The organism is Deltaproteobacteria bacterium, from assembly GCA_026129095.1.
Lineage (GTDB): Bacteria > JAGRBM01 > JAGRBM01 > JAGRBM01 > JAHCIT01 > JAHCIT01.
This window is the reverse complement of record JAHCIT010000001.1, coordinates 31524-47401: the sequence shown is the minus strand read 5'-3', so window position 1 is coordinate 47401 and position 15878 is coordinate 31524. Positions and strand designations below refer to the sequence as shown.

Genomic DNA, 15878 nt, shown 5'->3' with positions numbered 1-15878 from the left:
GATAGGGTCCGGTGCCTCCGGCCTGAATATGGGCATGGGGGGGACAGGGGTTCAAGTCTGCCGCGAGGCGGTGTCCCGTCACCCGCCGAAATGCCGGATTTTGCCAGTTGGCAGGCTGGCGGTTACAAATGACCCGGACGTCAGACCTGAACTTTACGCTGGTTATCCGGAGGGGAACCAACCATGAGGCTAGAGAGCCGGGCCGTATTTTGCGCCCTGATGATTGGTGCAGCGATGCTGGCGGCGGCTGCGCCGTCTCATCTTGCCGCCAAAGACTACTACGAATGGGTGGATGACCAGGGAGTCAACCACTTCACCGACGAGTTCTCCAAGGTGCCGCCACAGTACCGGGGCCGGACGACGGTCCGGGGGGCACGCGTGCTGAGGTCCGGGACGGGCGAGCCGGATACGGCCGAGGCGGGGCAGGAGGCGGGGACGGAGCGGGTCGCCTCGCCCGGAAAAAGGGCGGTGATCCTGTCCACCGTGGAGTCCTCCTTCGAGCTGCCCCGGGCGTTCTCGTCCGACAGGGGCGTCTGGAAAGAGGAGGAGTTCCGCGAACTGGGCCAGGGAACCGGTCCCGGCGGCGAGTTCTTTTTTAGCAGCGCGGATGCGAAGGTCCAGATTCGCACATGGCCCGGGCAAAAGCCGAAGAGCCGGCTCTCGGCCCTGGTGACGGCGCTGCAACTGGCACAGGATTATGGGAAAGAGCATCCCCCTGAAAAGCTCCGGCGGGAGGATGCGATGGGGCCGGTCATCATCCCGTCAGGCCACGTTGTCGTGATGTTCCTCGTGCGCGGATCTTCTGATGACAAGGCGCCTGCAGCCTACGTCCAGTACATCATGGGGCCGTCCGGCACGGCCATGCTTCGATGGACCGGCGACTACTTCTATTATGACCCCATTTCCCAGGAGGTCCTGGTGGGCTGGCAGAGCCTCTCCGGTCCAGTCCGGATGGAGGCATTTTCGGTAAGCGACCTCGAACACCCCTGGATCATGGGCGCTGTGGTGGGGCTGGCCGTGCTGCTGGCGGCGTCGGTGGTGCTCGGGTTTCTTCTGGTGCGGCGGATTCGCGGATATTGATGCGGGCCGGCTGTTTCAGGACCGGCTAGGGTCGAACCCACCGGAGGGATACCCACTCCTCCGTGTCGGTTTGCACCGAATCGCGTCTGGAGGCCCGTGCAACCTCCAGGAGCCCGGCACTGGCGAGCATCTTCTCGATTTCGGTGGCACGCTCGGCCACAAACCCGCTGGCAATGAACGTGCCGCCCGGCGCGAGCCGCTTCAGCGCTTCGGGCCCGTCCTTGAGCAGCACTTCGGCATACAGATTGGCCAGGATCAGGTCGAACGGTCCCTCGATCCGGGAGACCGGACGGTGGACGAACCCGGTCGCGTTCCCGGCATCATTCAGCCGGGCGTTGTCCTGGGCCGCCTGGATGGCTTGGGCCGATGTGTCGGTTCCGAGCACGGACGCGCCGCCCAGTTTCGCCGCTGCGATGGCGAGGATTCCGCTTCCGGTTCCCCAGTCCCAAATCCTTCCGAGTTCGCACCGCCGGTCGCGGGCCAGCTGTTCCAGATGCTCAAGGCACATGAACGTGGTAGGATGGGTGCCGGTTCCGAACGCCATGCCGGGATCGAGGCGGACGATGCGTGCGTCCGGCGACAGCGACGGGTCGCGCCCGGTATCGCCTGCATCGAGCCACGACGGCAGGATCCGGAGCAGCCGGCCGACCCGGAGTGGCGCGAAGCAGGATTTCCAGCTCTCGGCCCAGTCCTTTTCCTCGACTGAACTGATCCGCACCCGTACCGGTTTCAAATCCGTATGGACCTGGGCGGCGGAACGGTACAGGTCCGACAGCCAGATTTCGGACGACTGCGGCTCCACGGTAACCGGAAACCACGCCCGGAGCCGGGCACGGCCTTCTTCCGGCGGCAGCTCCTCGGCACCGGTGGCTCCATGCGCGAACAGGAGCGCGCTGGCCTCGTCGGCCAGGCGGGGATCGAGGGCCAGTTCGACCTCGATCCAACCGGTCGTGGTTCCAAGCGGGTCGTCGGGTGGAGTCGCCATGAGTCTGCTTCCGGGGGCTGAAAACGTCCGCAGGCCCGGTTAATATCTCCGGCATGGAAAAGCATCTGAAGGTTCTGCTGGCGGTAATGTTTTTTTGTGCCTGGCCTGCGGCGGCACAGGATGAGGGTTTCCGGTTCACTTACGAGTACTGGGCCGAAGGATATGAACCCTCGGCGGATCTGAAGCGTCCAGCCGGCGAGCAGGTCACGGTCGAGGTCCGGGGCAATCGCGTGCGGGCCGTCTCGCCGCGGGAAATCCACGTGATCAACGTCAAGTCAGGCGAACTGCTCTATATCGAACGGACCGCAAAAACCTTCGGCTACGCCCAGCTTGGGGCCTATATGGACCACATGCGCAGCGTGAACCAGATCGCCGCCGACGCGGTGGCGCAGTTTCCTCCCGCACTGAGGGAACTGGCCGAGCGGCAGCGGCGAGCCAAGGGAATTGATCCGCTCCGGTGGATATCGACCGCACGCCGCGGCCGCGATGCCGCCAGCAAGTGCGCGTTCGTGGATGGACGTATCGGCAGCGAGGTCCAGCTGTCGGTTTGCGCCGATGCGGCGCTGTCCGGTCCGGCGGCCGAGGCGCTTGCCCAGCTGGAGGAAACCGTGGCAGCCGCCACCGGCGGCCAGCGCATCATCGGGATATTCGGCACCTTCCCCTGGCCACTGGATTTCCCGTTCTCGCAGTTTGGCGTGCCGGCCGTTGTGGAACGGTCTACGGGTTCCGGGGGACCGAACGCCAGTCTTCGCGTGCATCTGGAGTTGCGGGAATCGGGTTCGGCGCAGGTACCTTCAAGCGCATTCAGCCCGCCAGCCGATTTCAGGCAGGTTGACCTGTTCGACCGGTAGCTCTCCGCCCGCCTGTCATGTCTCGGCCGGTTCTCCTGGCCCGATGAAAGTGCCGTCCGCGGCCCGGCGGAAATGCCGGACGGTGGTGATCGCATCCCGGTTCAAGGGGCCATAGAGGTGCGGGAAGATCCGGCCGGGGTCTTCGTACCGGACAGGTGCGGTGAGCATCAGCTCATCCACTTCGAGCATGAGATACGGCCTCGGGTCGCTGCGGTAGTGGCGGTTTCCGGCAGCGGCCAGTTCGGCCACGGGCGCGGTGAAATGGATAAACCCTTCGTCATAGTAGCGTTCGCTCACGTAGGGTTCTTCCGGCGCGATTCCCCGGTAGTAGGGTTCGGGAACCAGGTGATAGATGATGGGGGGTGCCTCGCCGAGTTGCTCGTCAATGTCGGCGCGGGCGCCGCTCCGCCGGTAGTCGAGCGGGGACCGGTGGGCGCCTGCGCCCGAGCGGTGCGCCTTGGGTACAACCGGATTGCGGGGGAGACGGGGTACGGTTTTCCGGGCCATGACCTGCCGATTATGGGCGGATGAATCCGGCGATCCAAGGGCGGATCAGCGGAGCGGCGTTCCCCGCATGGGCGGAAACAGGGGAGCGGAAACTATCCTTGCCAGCCGCCAGTCGCTCCAGGCGAAAAGGAGGTTGCCCGCGAGCAGCATCGCCGCCACGGAGAGGAACATGGCCGGGTAGCCCGCGTTCCCGGCGACGATACCGAACAGGAGCGGCGCGAGCGTTCCGCCCAGACACCAGGCGAACACGAACCATCCGCTGATCCGTCCGGTGTAGGCCGGGTCGCCGGCCCGTTCGATAGCAAGGGCCGAGAGAAGCGGGTTAACGAACGTGATCCCGGCGCCCACGGCGAGTCCGGCGATGAACAGATGTGCAGGCGTTTGCAGCCAGGCGAGCGATCCGATACCCGCGACATAGAAGATCATCGTGGCGTAGATCACCCGCTGCGTTCCGAACCTGCCCGGTGCGCGGCTGAACAGGAGCCGCAGGGCTATCCCCATCAATGGGTAGGCAAAGAAGAAGAGCCGCGTGGACGGAAGCCCCTGCGCACGCGCGAACGTCATGATGAAGGTGACAGTGGCCGTGTAGGCGGCAACTTCCACCAGATTGAAAAACAGGACGGGCAGGATTCCCCGCTCTCGCATGAACCGGATGATCCCGTTTGGGGCTTCCGGGGGTGTGCCTGCCGGATTTGCCGTCCGGCTCTCGGGCAGTACCAGGATCATGCCGGCTGCAACGAGCGAGGCCGCGAGGGCGAGCCAGGCCACCGGGGCGTAACCGAATTGGCGGTAGATCAGTTCACCCGCGACCGGCCCGATGACATGCATGAGGAGGGCCCAGATGCCGGTGACGAGGTACACCCGCGGAAGCACGCTGCCGGGCGAGAGATCGGCCTGTGCGGCGGTGATCGCGGTGTAGCCCATCACGAATCCAAGTCCCTGGACCGCCCGGCAGGCATAGACCGGCCAGTCCGGTGTGCTGGCGAGGGCGAAGCCAATGGAGGAAATGGCCATGAGAAGCGCGCCCGTCAGGGCAAAGGGCTTGCGCCCGTACCGGTCCATGAAATGCCCGATGATGGGGATGAGGAGCATCGGCGCCCATCCCCACATGCTCATGATGCGTCCGACGGTGTCCAGTGGCGCGCCGAGATCCTCGAGCCGCTTGGGCAGCACGAAGGTCAGCATCATCGGCAGGATGAGGCCGAGCAGCGCGATGACGGTCGGACGAAGCGCCCGCCAGTCGGGTGCAGAGCCCGGGAGCTGGCCGTTCAAATGGTTTCAGCCGGGAGGCCAGGCGAGTGCCCTGCCGCCGAGCACATGAAAGTGGATGTGGAAGACGGTCTGGCCGCCGTAACTGCCCACGTTATTGATGACGCGATATCCGTTGCCGGAGATGCCGGTTTTTTTTGCCAGTTCGCGGATCGTCTGTAAAATGTGGCCGATTTCGTCCGAATCTCCGGGGGTGATTTCGTTCAAGCCAGGGATATGCCGTTTCGGGATCACCAGGAAATGGACCGGAGCCTGCGGGTTGATGTCATGGAAGGCGACACACCGGTCATCCTCGTGGAGGATCTTTGCAGGGATCTCCTTGCGGGCAATCTTGCAGAAGAGGCAGTTCTTGTCGTCAGCCATGCGGGCCACCTTTCGCGGAGGGCTTTATAGGTCCGGGCGGCTGTCCGGAGCAAACCGGCCAGCTGTAATATAGAGGGCCTGGAAATGCCTTCCGGGGCCATTTCCCCGGTTTTTGGGCAACTTTTCGGGGGGTTCCATCACTTGTCGGAAGGATGTGCTAGGGTTCCAAGCTGCCCGCCCGGGCGGGGCAGGGGATTACCCTTAACCGGCCGCTGGCGGATGCGAAACCTCCAGGCAGGGCGAAACAGAACCGGATGACGATCAAGGATACCACCGCCAAGAAGGTGCTCGCCGTGGCATTGGCCAGGGGCGGGGAGTTTGCCGACATATTCATCGAAAGCCGCAAAGCCTCGACGCTCTCCTATGATGACGGGCGGCTGGACAATGTGCTTTCCGGGCAGGATACGGGCTGCGGCATCCGGCTGATCCGGAACCGGCGCGAGGTCTATGCCTATACGAACGATCTGTCGGAAAAGAACCTCGCCGAGATCGCCGCGTTCGTCGCCTCCGAGGGCGCCGGTGGCGAACCGGGCCAGAAACGCACGTTCAACTTCAAGAAATCGCGTCCGGCATTCCTGAACAAGATCGGCCGGAAACCCTCGACAGTGGCGCTCGCCAGGAAGATATCCATGCTGGAGACTGGCGACCGGGCCGCACGCCAGTCACCCGCCATCCGGCAGGTCCGGGTGCTGCTCCGCGATCTTGTGCAGGACGTGACGGTCGTCAACTCGGCGGGCGAATGGGCCACCGATACCCGTACGCACGTCCTCTTTTCGGTGCAGGTGGTCGGAGAAAAGGGCGGTGTGCTCCAGACGGCCTACGAGCCGGCAGGTGGGACGATCGGTTTCGAGCTGTTCGACCAGCATCCGCCCGATGAGGTGGCCAAAACGGCTGCCGCACGGGTTCTCCGCAACCTTGACGCCCGGCCCATGCAGGGCGGCCGCATGGCCGTGGTCATGGCGGCCGAGGCCGGCGGCACCATGATTCACGAGGCGATCGGGCACGGCCTGGAGGCCGATCTCGCCAACGAGGGGCTCTCGGTATACGGCGGCAAGCTGGGCGAGAAGGTGGCGAGCGATCTCATTACCGTGGTCGATGACGGCACGATCCCGAACCGGCGCGGCACGTTCTCGTTCGACGACGAGGGAGTGAAATCGGGCCGGAACGTGCTGGTGGAGAACGGAGTCCTGAAGCGTTACCTCTCCTCGCGCCTGTCGGCCATGAAGGACGGCACCCAGTCCACCGGCAATGGCCGCCGCCAGAGTTACGAGCACCTGCCGATGGTCCGCATGACCAATACCTATATCGCCTCCGGCGAGGATGATCCTGCCGCCATCGTGAAGTCGGTGGACCGGGGCCTGCTCGTCACCCGCATGGGAGGCGGACAGGTGAACACCGTGAACGGAGATTTCGTTTTCGAGGTATCCGAGGGGTATCTCATCGAAAATGGCCAGCGGGGCCCAGCCGTCCGCGGCGCCACGCTCACCGGCAACGGTCCCCGCATCCTGCGGGAGATCGACAGGGTGGGCACGGACCTGGGCTTCGGCATCGGTACCTGCGGCAAAAACGGGCAGGCCGTTCCCGTCTCCGATGCCCAGCCCACCATCCGGATCCCTGAGATCATCGTCGGTGGCGAACTGAACTGATCCCCCTGAACTACGTGGCCCCCGGTCACCTTGCCGGGGGCCACTCCCATCAGAGGGGAGATTGCGGCCCTCCGGCCGCCACACCTTTAGCTATGTAAGTGCCATTGTCCGCCTACTGGGCTGGTCCCACAATACGCGCCGCGTCAGAAATGGTGCCCGAAAACCGCACTTTCTGGTTGCTGGGTATCCTACATAACTACCTGAAATTAAATATAAATCCGGAAAATGCTGTTATGAATTCTTTTCTTGACTGATCGCGTCATAGTGCTTACCCTTGCGATAGACGCGATGCGTTATCGGTGAGGAGAGGAGGCACCTATGGCAGCTCAGGAACAGCCAGATGGCGAGACCCTCAATTTCGTCCTGATACAGAAGGGCTCGCCCCGGGAAAAGCCTCTCCCCCTGCAAGGGACGCTCGCCGAGGCGGAAATCCTGGCCCTGCACCTTTTGAGGCCGGGCGAGGCCCTCTGCGCGACCAGTCCTGCCGGTCAGATCGTGGCCCGCTGGGAAGCGGGCCCGGCCGGCCGGGTGATACGGGTGGCGCTGGCGGCGGCGTGAATGCTGTCTTACCGGAAGCCCGGCGTGGCCGCCGGAACCGGTGAGGGCACAGCGCCCGGAGGGACTGCCGGTTTCGACAGGTCGGCCCGGATGAGCAGCGAGCGGTAGATGTTGAACGTCCTGACGCGCTTCTGGAAATAGTAGCTGATCTCGAACGAGGCGACGGCGAAGGTGTCACCCGGCAGGTCGAGCGCCGCCTGGTTGAACCGTGGCTTGATCGTCAGGGCTTGCGTGTCCTTCGGCTTCAGCACGGTGAGCTGGTCCTCGTAGGGATAGGCAGTGAGCCCCGGAACCTGGAACTTCACCTTCACCTGGTAGAGATCCTCGCCGGCGCGGTTGCTGAACCTCATCTCCAGCGCACCTGACTGCCGGTACTGCTCGAAGGCTGACTGCACGAGATCGGGAATGGTCAGGTTCACGATCTCCAGCGGGCCGGTCCGTTCGTAGGGGGCGGCGTCGTATTTCGCCTTGGCCTGTCCGTACTTGGCCTGGTAGGTCGCGTTGCCGGGCTCGATCTCGGTGGCTGTCCGGTAGGCATCCGTGGCGGATTTGGCGTCGCCAAGTCCCATGTAGGCGTCGCCCAGCATGGCGTGGTAGGCGTGCTGCGCCGGCTCGATCCGCGAGGCCAGAAGGAATCTCGGCACCGCCTGCTCGTACTCCTTGGCGCTCATGTGCATGGAACCAAGCCGGTAGTGGGCCAGTCCCGCGTTTGGGTTCACGTCGAGCGCCTTCAGGTAGGCATTGCGGGCGGGCTCCATCCGGTTGGACAGATAGTAGGATTCGGCCGACAGCAGCACAGCATCCGTCTGCTTGGGGTCGAGCCGGAAGACGTTGTCGTATTCGACGGTCGCCAGCGGATAGAGCTGCGCCTGGAAAAGCTGGTCGGCCAGCACCCGGCGTTCGGGAGCGGTGTTCGGGGTCAGTGCGATTGCCTTCTGGAAGGCGAGGTTGGCGTCTCCGGGCCGGTTGGCCGCGCGGTACAGGAGTCCGAGCTGGATCTGGTAACGCGGATTCTGGGGCTCCTTGCGGGCTGCCTGCTCCAGTTCGAGGATTGCCTTCGGCATGTCATTCAGGTCGCGTGCGGCAAAACCCGCCAGTTCATGTCCCACGGCCTGTTCCGGGCCCAGCCGCTTGACGGCCTCGGCCTGTTCGAGCGCGGCCGAAGGCTGCTTGGCGGCGAGCAGGGCGCGGGCCAGAAGCTCGCGGCTCCGGATGTTGTCCGGCTGCTGCTTGACGACCCACTGGAGATACGGGACGGCCTGGGCCGGCTGTCCGATGGAAATTAGCGCCGATGACAGGCCGATATAGAGGACCGGATCGGTCTTGTTGATCTTGAGCGCGTTCGTATAGATCTTGATTGCTTCGCCGGGAAGCCCCTTCTTCAGGTAGGCGCGGGCCTGGATATCGAGAGCCTCGGTGTCGTTTGCGTTGATGGCGGCCGCCCGGGAGGATTTGGCAATCGCATCGTCAAGCTGGCCCGTTTCGAGCGCCACGGTGGCCAGCATCTTGTGGGCGGCTACCGACAGGTCGTTCAGCGTGAGAAGCTGCGTCGCAATGTCCCCGGCCTCCTTGTATTTCGCATCGGCGAGGTAGATGCGCCCCAGTTCTTCCAGCGCTCTTTCGCCGTATCCCTCCACCTGCGCCAGCTTTCGGAAGATTTCGGCTGCCTCGGGCGCACGCTTCAGTTCCACCAGCGACCGCGCCTTCAGGAACAGGGCGTCGGGCTGGTCTGGATAACCGGCGAGATGCTCGTCTGCGCGGGCCAGCGCCACGTCGAACTGCCGGGCGGCGAACAGCAGGTTCGCCTGCCGGAAAATGTCGATGACGACGTTCGACGGGGTGCTTTCGACCCCGGAGAAACTGCGGGCCACCACGCGGAAGCAGGTGGGGTCGTTCTCGACCGGGTATTTGAGCTCGAAGGGCGGCTGCTTCGCGTCGGCGATTTTCGTGAACGGCCCTTCGGGCTTGGCCGCTCCCTGGATTTCCCAGGCCTGCCGGAACGCCTCCGCCGTGCCGGTCCAGGAGAGCGTGGCGCCTTCGCGGCCCGTCGTCAGCGTGAGACCGACCGCCGCCGATGGCGTCTGCTTGAACGTCACGACCTGGATCGCGTCATTGGCGGGATCGGAAAAGTAGATGAAGGTTCCCTTGGAATCGTCCACGGCGAGGCCACCGGTCGCCGTGTAGCGGCCCTTGCCCTTCCCATCGATGCCGCCGCCAAACCCGGCCATCGGTTTGCACTCCTTGTCAACGATGCTGATACCGTTGCGGTCGAGGATGTAGAACATCTCCATCCGGTCCATCTCGATGGCGGCCGGCCGGTCCAGCGAGCCGGGACCGTATCCGTCCCGGCAGAGTGCGTTCAGGAACTGGCTGTTCTGGGAATATTTCATCAGCCGGTTCGGTCCCTCGTCCAGCACGTACAGGTTGCCGTCCGCATCCGCGACGAGATCGACAGGCTTGCTGAGAGCACCCGATCCCTTCGACTGGTTGATCGTGACGAAGCCGCCATTCGGACTGAACAGCGAGACGCGGTCGTTGCCCCGGTCCACAATGAAGAGAAACCGGTCGCTGGCGAACATGCCCCTGGGGTCGCGGAGCTGGCCGGGGGCCGAACCCCTGGCCCCCATCCGGCCTTTGAAGGTGCCGCCTGCATCGAACATCTTGACGTCATGGGCTCCGCGGTCGGTCACGTAAACCGTTCCCGCGTGGTAGAGGATATTGGCGGGATCCTCCACGGCATCCTTTGATTCCCACTTGAGCGCAATGCTGTTCACTGCGGCGCCTTCGGTGGTGAGTACGCGGATGGTTTTCCCTCTGGAATCCAGCGCGAATATCTTGCCGTCGCCTACATCGATGTCGTCGGCCTTGACGGTGATGGACCGGACGAATTCCAGCGTGTATTCGGGCCGGTAATTTGGCCGCGGAGTCTGCCCCTCGCGGTCGCGGTGGCGGAATGTCTGGACCCGCTGGTTGCCGGTGTCCACGACAACGAACCGTCCGTTCACGTCGTCGAATACCAGTCCGAGTGCGCTCCGGAACTGCGCCTGTGCGCTTCCGGAAGATCCGAACGTCTGGAGGGGCTTCTGTCCCGGTGCGAAGTGGAAAATGCGCTGGCTGTCGGCGTCCAGCATCGCCACTGTCCCGTTGGCGTCGGTGGCGACGGCGGCCGGTTCGCTAAAACCCCGGTCCCGGCCGATCTTCGTGAGCCGCCGCCAGTCCCTGTTGAAGATCACGACCTCCCTGAGACCGGAGTCGGCAACGTAGATGTTTTCCTCCGGGTCCACCGCCACATCTACGGGCTTCTTGAGGGTCGCGCCCGTGCCCTTTGATTCCGGCCCGAACACGCCGAGGAAGAGGCCATCTTCGCCGAATACGGAGATCCGGCCGTTGCCGGTGTCTGCCACATAAACCCGCCCGCCGTGGCGGATGGCCACACCCTGCGGATCCCGGAGCGAGCCGGGGTTCGAGCCGCGGCCGCCAAGGGTTTCGATCAGTTTTCCGTCAGGGGCGAAGACGAACAGAAGGTGCTGGTCGTTGTCAGCGACGAAAATCTTTCCTGTCGCGGGGCTGATCGCGATGCCCCAGGGCCGGGCGAGCTTCGGCGTGGAGTTGGTCCCGTATTCCCTCTGGAACTTTCCCGTCTTGTCGAACACCACGACCCGTCCGCCCCGGTTGTCCGTGATGTGGTAGTTGCCCTGCGCGTCGACGGCCCCGCCCGCGGGGATGTTGAACTGGCCGGCCGCCTGCCCGCGGCTTCCGAAAGTGTTGTCCCACTCGACATTAAGGGCATGGGCAGGCCGGGAAGCGGCCGGTGCAAGCAGGAAGCAGAGGACAATGGTGGTCCGGGTAAGAATGGTGCGATGCACGGGTCGGGGGTTCTCCTGATCTGGAAAGTGGCACCCGGCCCCTGGCAGGCCGGAAAAATGCCTTCAGATCTCTAATGGCGTCATTGCGAAGAATAGCAGCAACGCCACCTTGCGAACAAGTTATTGTAACCAGTGGGGATTTCTGTTCATGCCGCAATGCGGCCTGCCCGCCCGCGCGAATTTGCCGCAGTTCGCGCAATTTCTGTCTTGACCCGGCGAGTGACCGGGCATAGCGTCCGCCCCGCTCATGTGCGCTCAAGCGCCGACTACTCCTTAGAAGGAGAACTCCCCTGACTGCTTCACGCCGCAAACGGGAGTCCCGGGATTCCGGGACCGCCGGTCATGCCGGCGCTTCATTCGAGGACCAGCTCAAGCGGCTTGAACTGCTGGTCGAACGGATGGAGGGCGAGGATCTGCGCCTCGAAGAGGCCATCGGCCTGTTCGAGGAAGGCATGAACCTGTCGAAAGAACTGCTCGACCGGCTGGAAACGGCGGAGAAGCGGGTGGAGCTTCTGGTCCGCAAGGGCCGGGCAGGGGCCGAGCGCCGCGAGCTGGATGCCGGGGATGTGCTGGAAGGCGGCAGCATCGGGGATGATGACGGAGAAGAGGGGCCGGATTTTGATGACGAAGACGACGTCGAGGAAAACTGAATCGCGGCGGCCGCTGCCGGCCGGTTTCCTGGGCGGAGAGACATTCGCCAACTACCTCAAGAGACAGGCCCGGCGCGTGGAAATCGCGCTGAAGCGTGTCGCCCCGCGGGAGTCGGCCGGGGACGCCGGCATCGCGAAATCGATGCGGTACAGCCTGTTCGCCGGCGGCAAGCGCCTGCGGCCGGTGCTGACGCTGGCGGCGTCCGAGGCCGTGGGAGGCAACTCCGATCTGGCGCTTCCGTTCGCCTGCGCGATCGAGCTCATTCATACCTATTCGCTGATCCACGACGACCTGCCGGCGATGGATGATGACGACCTTCGCCGTGGACGGCCAACCAGCCACAAGGTTTTCGGCGAGGCTGCTGCGATACTGGCCGGGGACGGCCTGCTGACGGAGGCATTCGCCATCTGTTCGGATTCGAGTCACCGCCGCCGGCTCTCGCCGGTTTGGGTACTGGAGTTCTCGCGGCTGCTGGCCGAGGCTTCTGGCTACAAGGGGATGATTCGCGGGCAGATGCTTGATCTCGCCGCTGAGGGAAAGAAGCTGAGCCGTACGGAACTGGAGCGGCTGCACCTGTGCAAGACCGGCGCGCTCATCGCGGCATCGGTGGAGGGGGGCGCAATCCTCGCCGGTGCCACGAGTGCCCAGCGCAAGGCCCTCTCCAACTACGGCCGGCTGATCGGACTCGCGTTCCAGATCACCGACGACGTGCTGGATCTCACTGCCGACGAAAAGACGCTTGGCAAGACGGCCAGGAGTGATATCGCCGAGGACAAGATGACCTTCCCGCAGCTTCTGGGAATAGACGGCTCGCGCAAGGCCGCCCGCGATACGGCCGCCCGCGCCGTGCTTTCGCTCCGGAAGTTCGACCGCCGAGCGGATCCCCTGCGCTCACTGGCCACCTACGTGGTGGAACGGACCCACTGACAGGTCATGCCTTCCGGTTCTGCCGCGCACGCAGTCATCATCACCGGCGCTTCGAGCGGCATCGGCCGGGCGCTGGCCATCGAGTTCGGCCGCCGCGGCCGGCCTGTGGGCCTGCTGGCCCGGCGGGAGCCGGAACTGGCGGAGGTGGCGGCCGCCATCGCCCGTGCCGGGGGCAAGGCTGCCTGGGCGGCCGTTGACGTGACCGATGCGGCTTCGGTTCAGGTGGCGGTGCAGCGGCTTGAAGCGGAACTGGGCCCGGCCGCGATCATGGTTGCCAATGCGGGCGGCAGCTTTGAACCGAAAGCAGACGAACCGCTCGCCCCGGCTGCCCGCCGGACCTTCGAACTGAACTTCATGGGGATGCTTCACGCCTTCGATGCCGTGCTGCCCGGCATGAAGGCTCGCAGCGAGGGGACCATCGTGGCTGTTTCATCCCTTGCGGGCTGGCGGGGACTTCCGTTCGGCGGAACCTATTCCGCGGTGAAGGCCGCCATGCGGACCTGCATGGAGTCGCTCCGGGTCCAGCTCCGGCCTAGGGGAATTGCAGCCGTCAACATTGATCCCGGTTTTGTCCGGACGCCGATGACCGAGAAGAACCGGTTCCCGATGCCGTTCCTGATGGAAGCCGACGAAGCGGCCCGGATCATGGCAACCGGTATTCTCGCCGGCCGCTCGCAGGTGGACTTTCCCTTCCTACTGGCGCTGGTCATGCGGATCGTGCGGCTGATGCCCAACTGGGTCTACGACCGGGTGATCCGGCTGGCGTTCTGACCTGCCAGTCCGTCCGGTGCGCGGACGCATCCGGGCGGTCTGCACGGCGAATCCGTTTCGCGCAGGCTCCAGTACAACTTGCCCGTGCGTGCGGGTCCACAGGGCGGGGCGGTCCATGCGTCCCGGCTTCGGCCCGGCCATGACGATGGGCGTTTCCTCGCGGGATGCCGCGGAGGGTGTGCTGCATCCGGCCGCGAGGCACACCCAGCCATCCACGCGTCCCCACGGCCTGATGAGCGCCGGACGCCACCGGGTACCGGTGAAGTCTGCCAGCACCCGGCGGCCTCCGGCATTGAGGATCACGGCGAGCGTTTCGCCGGAGACCGTGACCGGCTCGATCCCGCCGGCGGTTTCCTCGGGTCCGGCCCGCCGGAAACTCTGATCGCGCCAGTGGAACCGGGAGCGTTCCGCCATGCGGAGGCGCGGCGCGAGGAAGATCACCTCCTCCCGCACGCCGTGGTGGGCAAGGGTTTCGTGGACCGTCCGGAGCAGTGAATTCGGCGGCTGCCGGGTTCCGGGGTAAAGCCACAGGGGAGGCGTACCCGGCCGCATCCAGACCAGTCCGGGGGAATGGGGGCCGTCCAGAACGGTGATCCGCTCGTGCGCGGCGGACCGGTGGCAGGCGAAAACGAGAACCGTGGTGGCAAGGATCACCGTCAGGAAGGCGGGCAGGGCGCGTCCGTTTCTCAGGGCCAGGGCCGACAGTGCGGCAAGCAAATAAAAGACGGCCGTCGCCGTTGCCGGAGGTGCCCCCAGCGGCAGGGGGCCGGGCAGCCACCGGTCTCCGGTCCGGATCAGCCCGTCGAGTCCCTGACAGATCGGTCCCAGCAGTCCCGGCAGGTAGGGCCGCAGGGTATCCGGCAGGATTCCCGCCGCGAGTGTCCCGATGACACCGGCCGGAAGCAGGGCCGTTTCGATGACCGGCAGGATGACCGCGTTGGCGGCGAGCCCCGACAGCGGAAGCTGGTGAAAGGTGGAAATGACGAGCGGTGCGGTCAGCAGCGTCGCGGCTGCCGACATGACGACCGATCCGGTAACGAGTTTCCGGAGCGGGTGAACAGCGGCCGATTCCGCCGCTCCGGTGGAAACGGAAGGGACGAGCGCGATCCCCAGCATCGACAGGAACGAGAGCTGGAACGACAGGTCGCCTGCCTGCGAGGGATCGTGAAGGAGCATGAGCGCCGCGGCGAGGAGCAGCGCGTCGGCCATCGCATGTCGCCGTCCGGAAATCACCGCGCCCGAGGCGGCGAGGAACATGATGAACGCCCGCACGGTTCCGGTCTGCGCGCCGGTGAGGACCGTGTATGAAAACAGCACCGGTACGGCGAGCCCGACGGCGATTCTCCGTACGGGGAGCCGCAGCGTGATGGACTGGCTCCGGCCCAGCACCAGTTCGATCAGCAGGATGACCCAGATGGCAAACATCGTGAAATGGACGCCGCTGATCGAGAGCAGGTGTGCGAGTCCCAGCCGGTTCATTTGCCGTGTGGTGGCCGGGTCGACGTCATTTCTGAGTCCCAGCGCGAGTGCCGCCAGGAGCCGTCCGCCCGGTCCGTGCCGGTTCAGTTCCCGTCCCGCCGCCAGCCGGAAGCGGTCCAGCGCGGCAATCCAGTGCGCCGAAGGCGTGCGGACAATGGCGGGGCCTCCGTCGCCGTCTGGAAGCAGATCAGCCACGGCCCGCGCCCGGAATCCCTTCTGCGCGAGATACCGGTCCCGGTCGAAGGCGCCGGGGTTGAAGCTCGGGACGAGCGGATACACCCGCGCCCTGGTGGTGAGCCGGTCGGTACGCACCCATCGCCAGGGGTTTGTACCGCTGCTGCCATTCCCGCGCAGTTCCAGACGCACCCGGTCTCCGGGTTCCAGCGGTGTTGCCGGAACTTCTGCATGACCGGCAGAGATCACTTTCGTGTCGATCCACCAGACACCGGCCATTCGGACCGGAAGGCCCGCCACCTCGACCGTGAGCAGGGCCGTGGCTGTCGAAACCGGCGGTGGTTCCCGGTGGGCCGCGTGGCCAATGAGGAGACCGGCGGCAAAACCGGCTGTGATCGTCCGGGCATGATGGTGGAATCCGAGGCCGCCCACCGCGACGAGAACGGCGGAGAGAACGAACTGCTGGTGCCAGCCGAGTACCGTGCCGGCGATGAAGGCGGCGAGCAGCAGGTTCCGTGGACTGAACCCGGTGGCGGCAGAATCGCCCAGCCACCAGAAGATGGCCCGGCGGAAGGCGGCAAGGGTGGTGGTCTTCCCCTGGGGGATCACCCGGTCCTGTTGCCAGCGTGTCCACCAGCCCTTCATCAACGGGGACGGGCGCAAAACCGGTGCCCCGTGTGCGGCACCGCTATCCGGCAGGAATCACGGGGGATATCAGGGAGAAGTGGCGGCCGTCCGGCGGTTCCGGTTC

At 65.1% G+C, this 15878-nt stretch carries 13 protein-coding genes; 7 read left to right on the top strand and 6 right to left on the bottom strand.

Annotated features, from left to right (window positions below):
- Positions 1-183: 183 nt before the first annotated feature.
- The gene (locus tag KIT79_00140) at positions 184-1080 is read left to right on the top strand and encodes a DUF4124 domain-containing protein (GenBank protein ID MCW5827704.1); all 897 of its coding nucleotides are present in this window, start codon (positions 184-186) and stop codon (positions 1078-1080) included.
- Between the two features lie 25 nt (positions 1081-1105).
- On the opposite strand, the gene KIT79_00135 is transcribed toward KIT79_00140, so the two are convergent.
- Positions 1106-2065, bottom strand: a complete 960-nt coding sequence (locus KIT79_00135; GenBank protein MCW5827703.1) for a 50S ribosomal protein L11 methyltransferase — start codon at positions 2063-2065, stop codon at positions 1106-1108.
- A 53-nt stretch (positions 2066-2118) separates the two neighbouring features.
- Between KIT79_00135 and KIT79_00130 the strand changes: the two genes are divergently transcribed.
- Positions 2119-2916, top strand: a complete 798-nt coding sequence (locus tag KIT79_00130) for a hypothetical protein (protein ID MCW5827702.1) — start codon at positions 2119-2121, stop codon at positions 2914-2916.
- Between the two features lie 15 nt (positions 2917-2931).
- Here KIT79_00130 and KIT79_00125 read toward each other — a convergent pair whose 3' ends face one another.
- Genes KIT79_00125 through KIT79_00115 form a run of 3 tightly spaced genes read right to left on the bottom strand, consistent with a single transcriptional unit; the run spans position 2932 to position 5055 of the window.
- Complete coding sequence (locus tag KIT79_00125) at positions 2932-3423, bottom strand: DUF952 domain-containing protein (protein MCW5827701.1); 492 nt, start codon at positions 3421-3423, stop codon at positions 2932-2934.
- Between the two features lie 45 nt (positions 3424-3468).
- Positions 3469-4695 (bottom strand): MFS transporter, encoded by a 1227-nt coding sequence (locus KIT79_00120; GenBank protein MCW5827700.1) that lies wholly within the window; start codon positions 4693-4695, stop codon positions 3469-3471.
- A gap of 6 nt (positions 4696-4701) precedes the next feature.
- The gene (locus KIT79_00115) at positions 4702-5055 is read right to left on the bottom strand and encodes a histidine triad nucleotide-binding protein (protein MCW5827699.1); all 354 of its coding nucleotides are present in this window, start codon (positions 5053-5055) and stop codon (positions 4702-4704) included.
- Between the two features lie 254 nt (positions 5056-5309).
- On the opposite strand from KIT79_00115, the gene KIT79_00110 reads away from it, so the two are divergent.
- Positions 5310-6701 carry a TldD/PmbA family protein gene (locus tag KIT79_00110; GenBank protein MCW5827698.1) on the top strand — a complete coding sequence of 464 codons (1392 nt, stop codon included), beginning with the start codon at positions 5310-5312 and terminating at the stop codon, positions 6699-6701.
- A gap of 318 nt (positions 6702-7019) precedes the next feature.
- On the top strand, positions 7020-7259 hold the full coding sequence (locus KIT79_00105) for a hypothetical protein (GenBank protein ID MCW5827697.1): 240 nt from the start codon (positions 7020-7022) through the stop codon (positions 7257-7259).
- An 8-nt stretch (positions 7260-7267) separates the two neighbouring features.
- On the opposite strand, the gene KIT79_00100 is transcribed toward KIT79_00105, so the two are convergent.
- On the bottom strand, positions 7268-11125 hold the full coding sequence (locus KIT79_00100) for a tetratricopeptide repeat protein (protein MCW5827696.1): 3858 nt from the start codon (positions 11123-11125) through the stop codon (positions 7268-7270).
- Positions 11126-11523: 398 nt separating this feature from the next.
- Between KIT79_00100 and xseB the strand changes: the two genes are divergently transcribed.
- The 3 genes from xseB to KIT79_00085 are packed head-to-tail and all read left to right on the top strand — an operon-like array spanning position 11524 to position 13474.
- Positions 11524-11775, top strand: a complete 252-nt coding sequence (gene xseB / locus KIT79_00095) for an exodeoxyribonuclease VII small subunit (protein ID MCW5827695.1) — start codon at positions 11524-11526, stop codon at positions 11773-11775.
- Positions 11747-12703: a polyprenyl synthetase family protein gene (locus KIT79_00090; protein MCW5827694.1), complete on the top strand. Its 957-nt coding sequence runs from the start codon at positions 11747-11749 to the stop codon at positions 12701-12703. The genes xseB and KIT79_00090 overlap by 29 nt, the downstream gene beginning before the upstream one ends.
- A 6-nt stretch (positions 12704-12709) precedes the next feature.
- Entirely contained in the window at positions 12710-13474 is a 765-nt protein-coding gene (locus KIT79_00085) for an SDR family NAD(P)-dependent oxidoreductase (protein MCW5827693.1), read from the top strand.
- Here the strand turns inward: KIT79_00085 and KIT79_00080 are convergent.
- On the bottom strand, positions 13397-15772 hold the full coding sequence (locus KIT79_00080; GenBank protein ID MCW5827692.1) for a ComEC/Rec2 family competence protein: 2376 nt from the start codon (positions 15770-15772) through the stop codon (positions 13397-13399). The genes KIT79_00085 and KIT79_00080 overlap by 78 nt on opposite strands.
- Positions 15773-15878: the final 106 nt, after the last annotated feature.

Excerpts from the sequence above, each read along its gene's own strand:
- KIT79_00140 (MCW5827704.1), top strand. The coding sequence starts at position 184 with ATGAGGCTAGAGAGCCGGGCCGTATTTTGCGCCCTGATGATTGGTGCA.
- KIT79_00135 (MCW5827703.1), bottom strand. The coding sequence starts at position 2,065 with ATGGCGACTCCACCCGACGACCCGCTTGGAACCACGACCGGTTGGATC.
- KIT79_00130 (MCW5827702.1), top strand. The coding sequence starts at position 2,119 with ATGGAAAAGCATCTGAAGGTTCTGCTGGCGGTAATGTTTTTTTGTGCC.
- KIT79_00125 (MCW5827701.1), bottom strand. The coding sequence starts at position 3,423 with ATGGCCCGGAAAACCGTACCCCGTCTCCCCCGCAATCCGGTTGTACCC.
- KIT79_00115 (MCW5827699.1), bottom strand. The coding sequence starts at position 5,055 with ATGGCTGACGACAAGAACTGCCTCTTCTGCAAGATTGCCCGCAAGGAG.
- KIT79_00110 (MCW5827698.1), top strand. The coding sequence starts at position 5,310 with ATGACGATCAAGGATACCACCGCCAAGAAGGTGCTCGCCGTGGCATTG.
- KIT79_00105 (MCW5827697.1), top strand. The coding sequence starts at position 7,020 with ATGGCAGCTCAGGAACAGCCAGATGGCGAGACCCTCAATTTCGTCCTG.
- xseB (MCW5827695.1), top strand. The coding sequence starts at position 11,524 with ATGGAGGGCGAGGATCTGCGCCTCGAAGAGGCCATCGGCCTGTTCGAG.
- KIT79_00090 (MCW5827694.1), top strand. The coding sequence starts at position 11,747 with ATGACGAAGACGACGTCGAGGAAAACTGAATCGCGGCGGCCGCTGCCG.
- KIT79_00085 (MCW5827693.1), top strand. The coding sequence starts at position 12,710 with ATGCCTTCCGGTTCTGCCGCGCACGCAGTCATCATCACCGGCGCTTCG.
- KIT79_00080 (MCW5827692.1), bottom strand. The coding sequence starts at position 15,772 with ATGAAGGGCTGGTGGACACGCTGGCAACAGGACCGGGTGATCCCCCAG.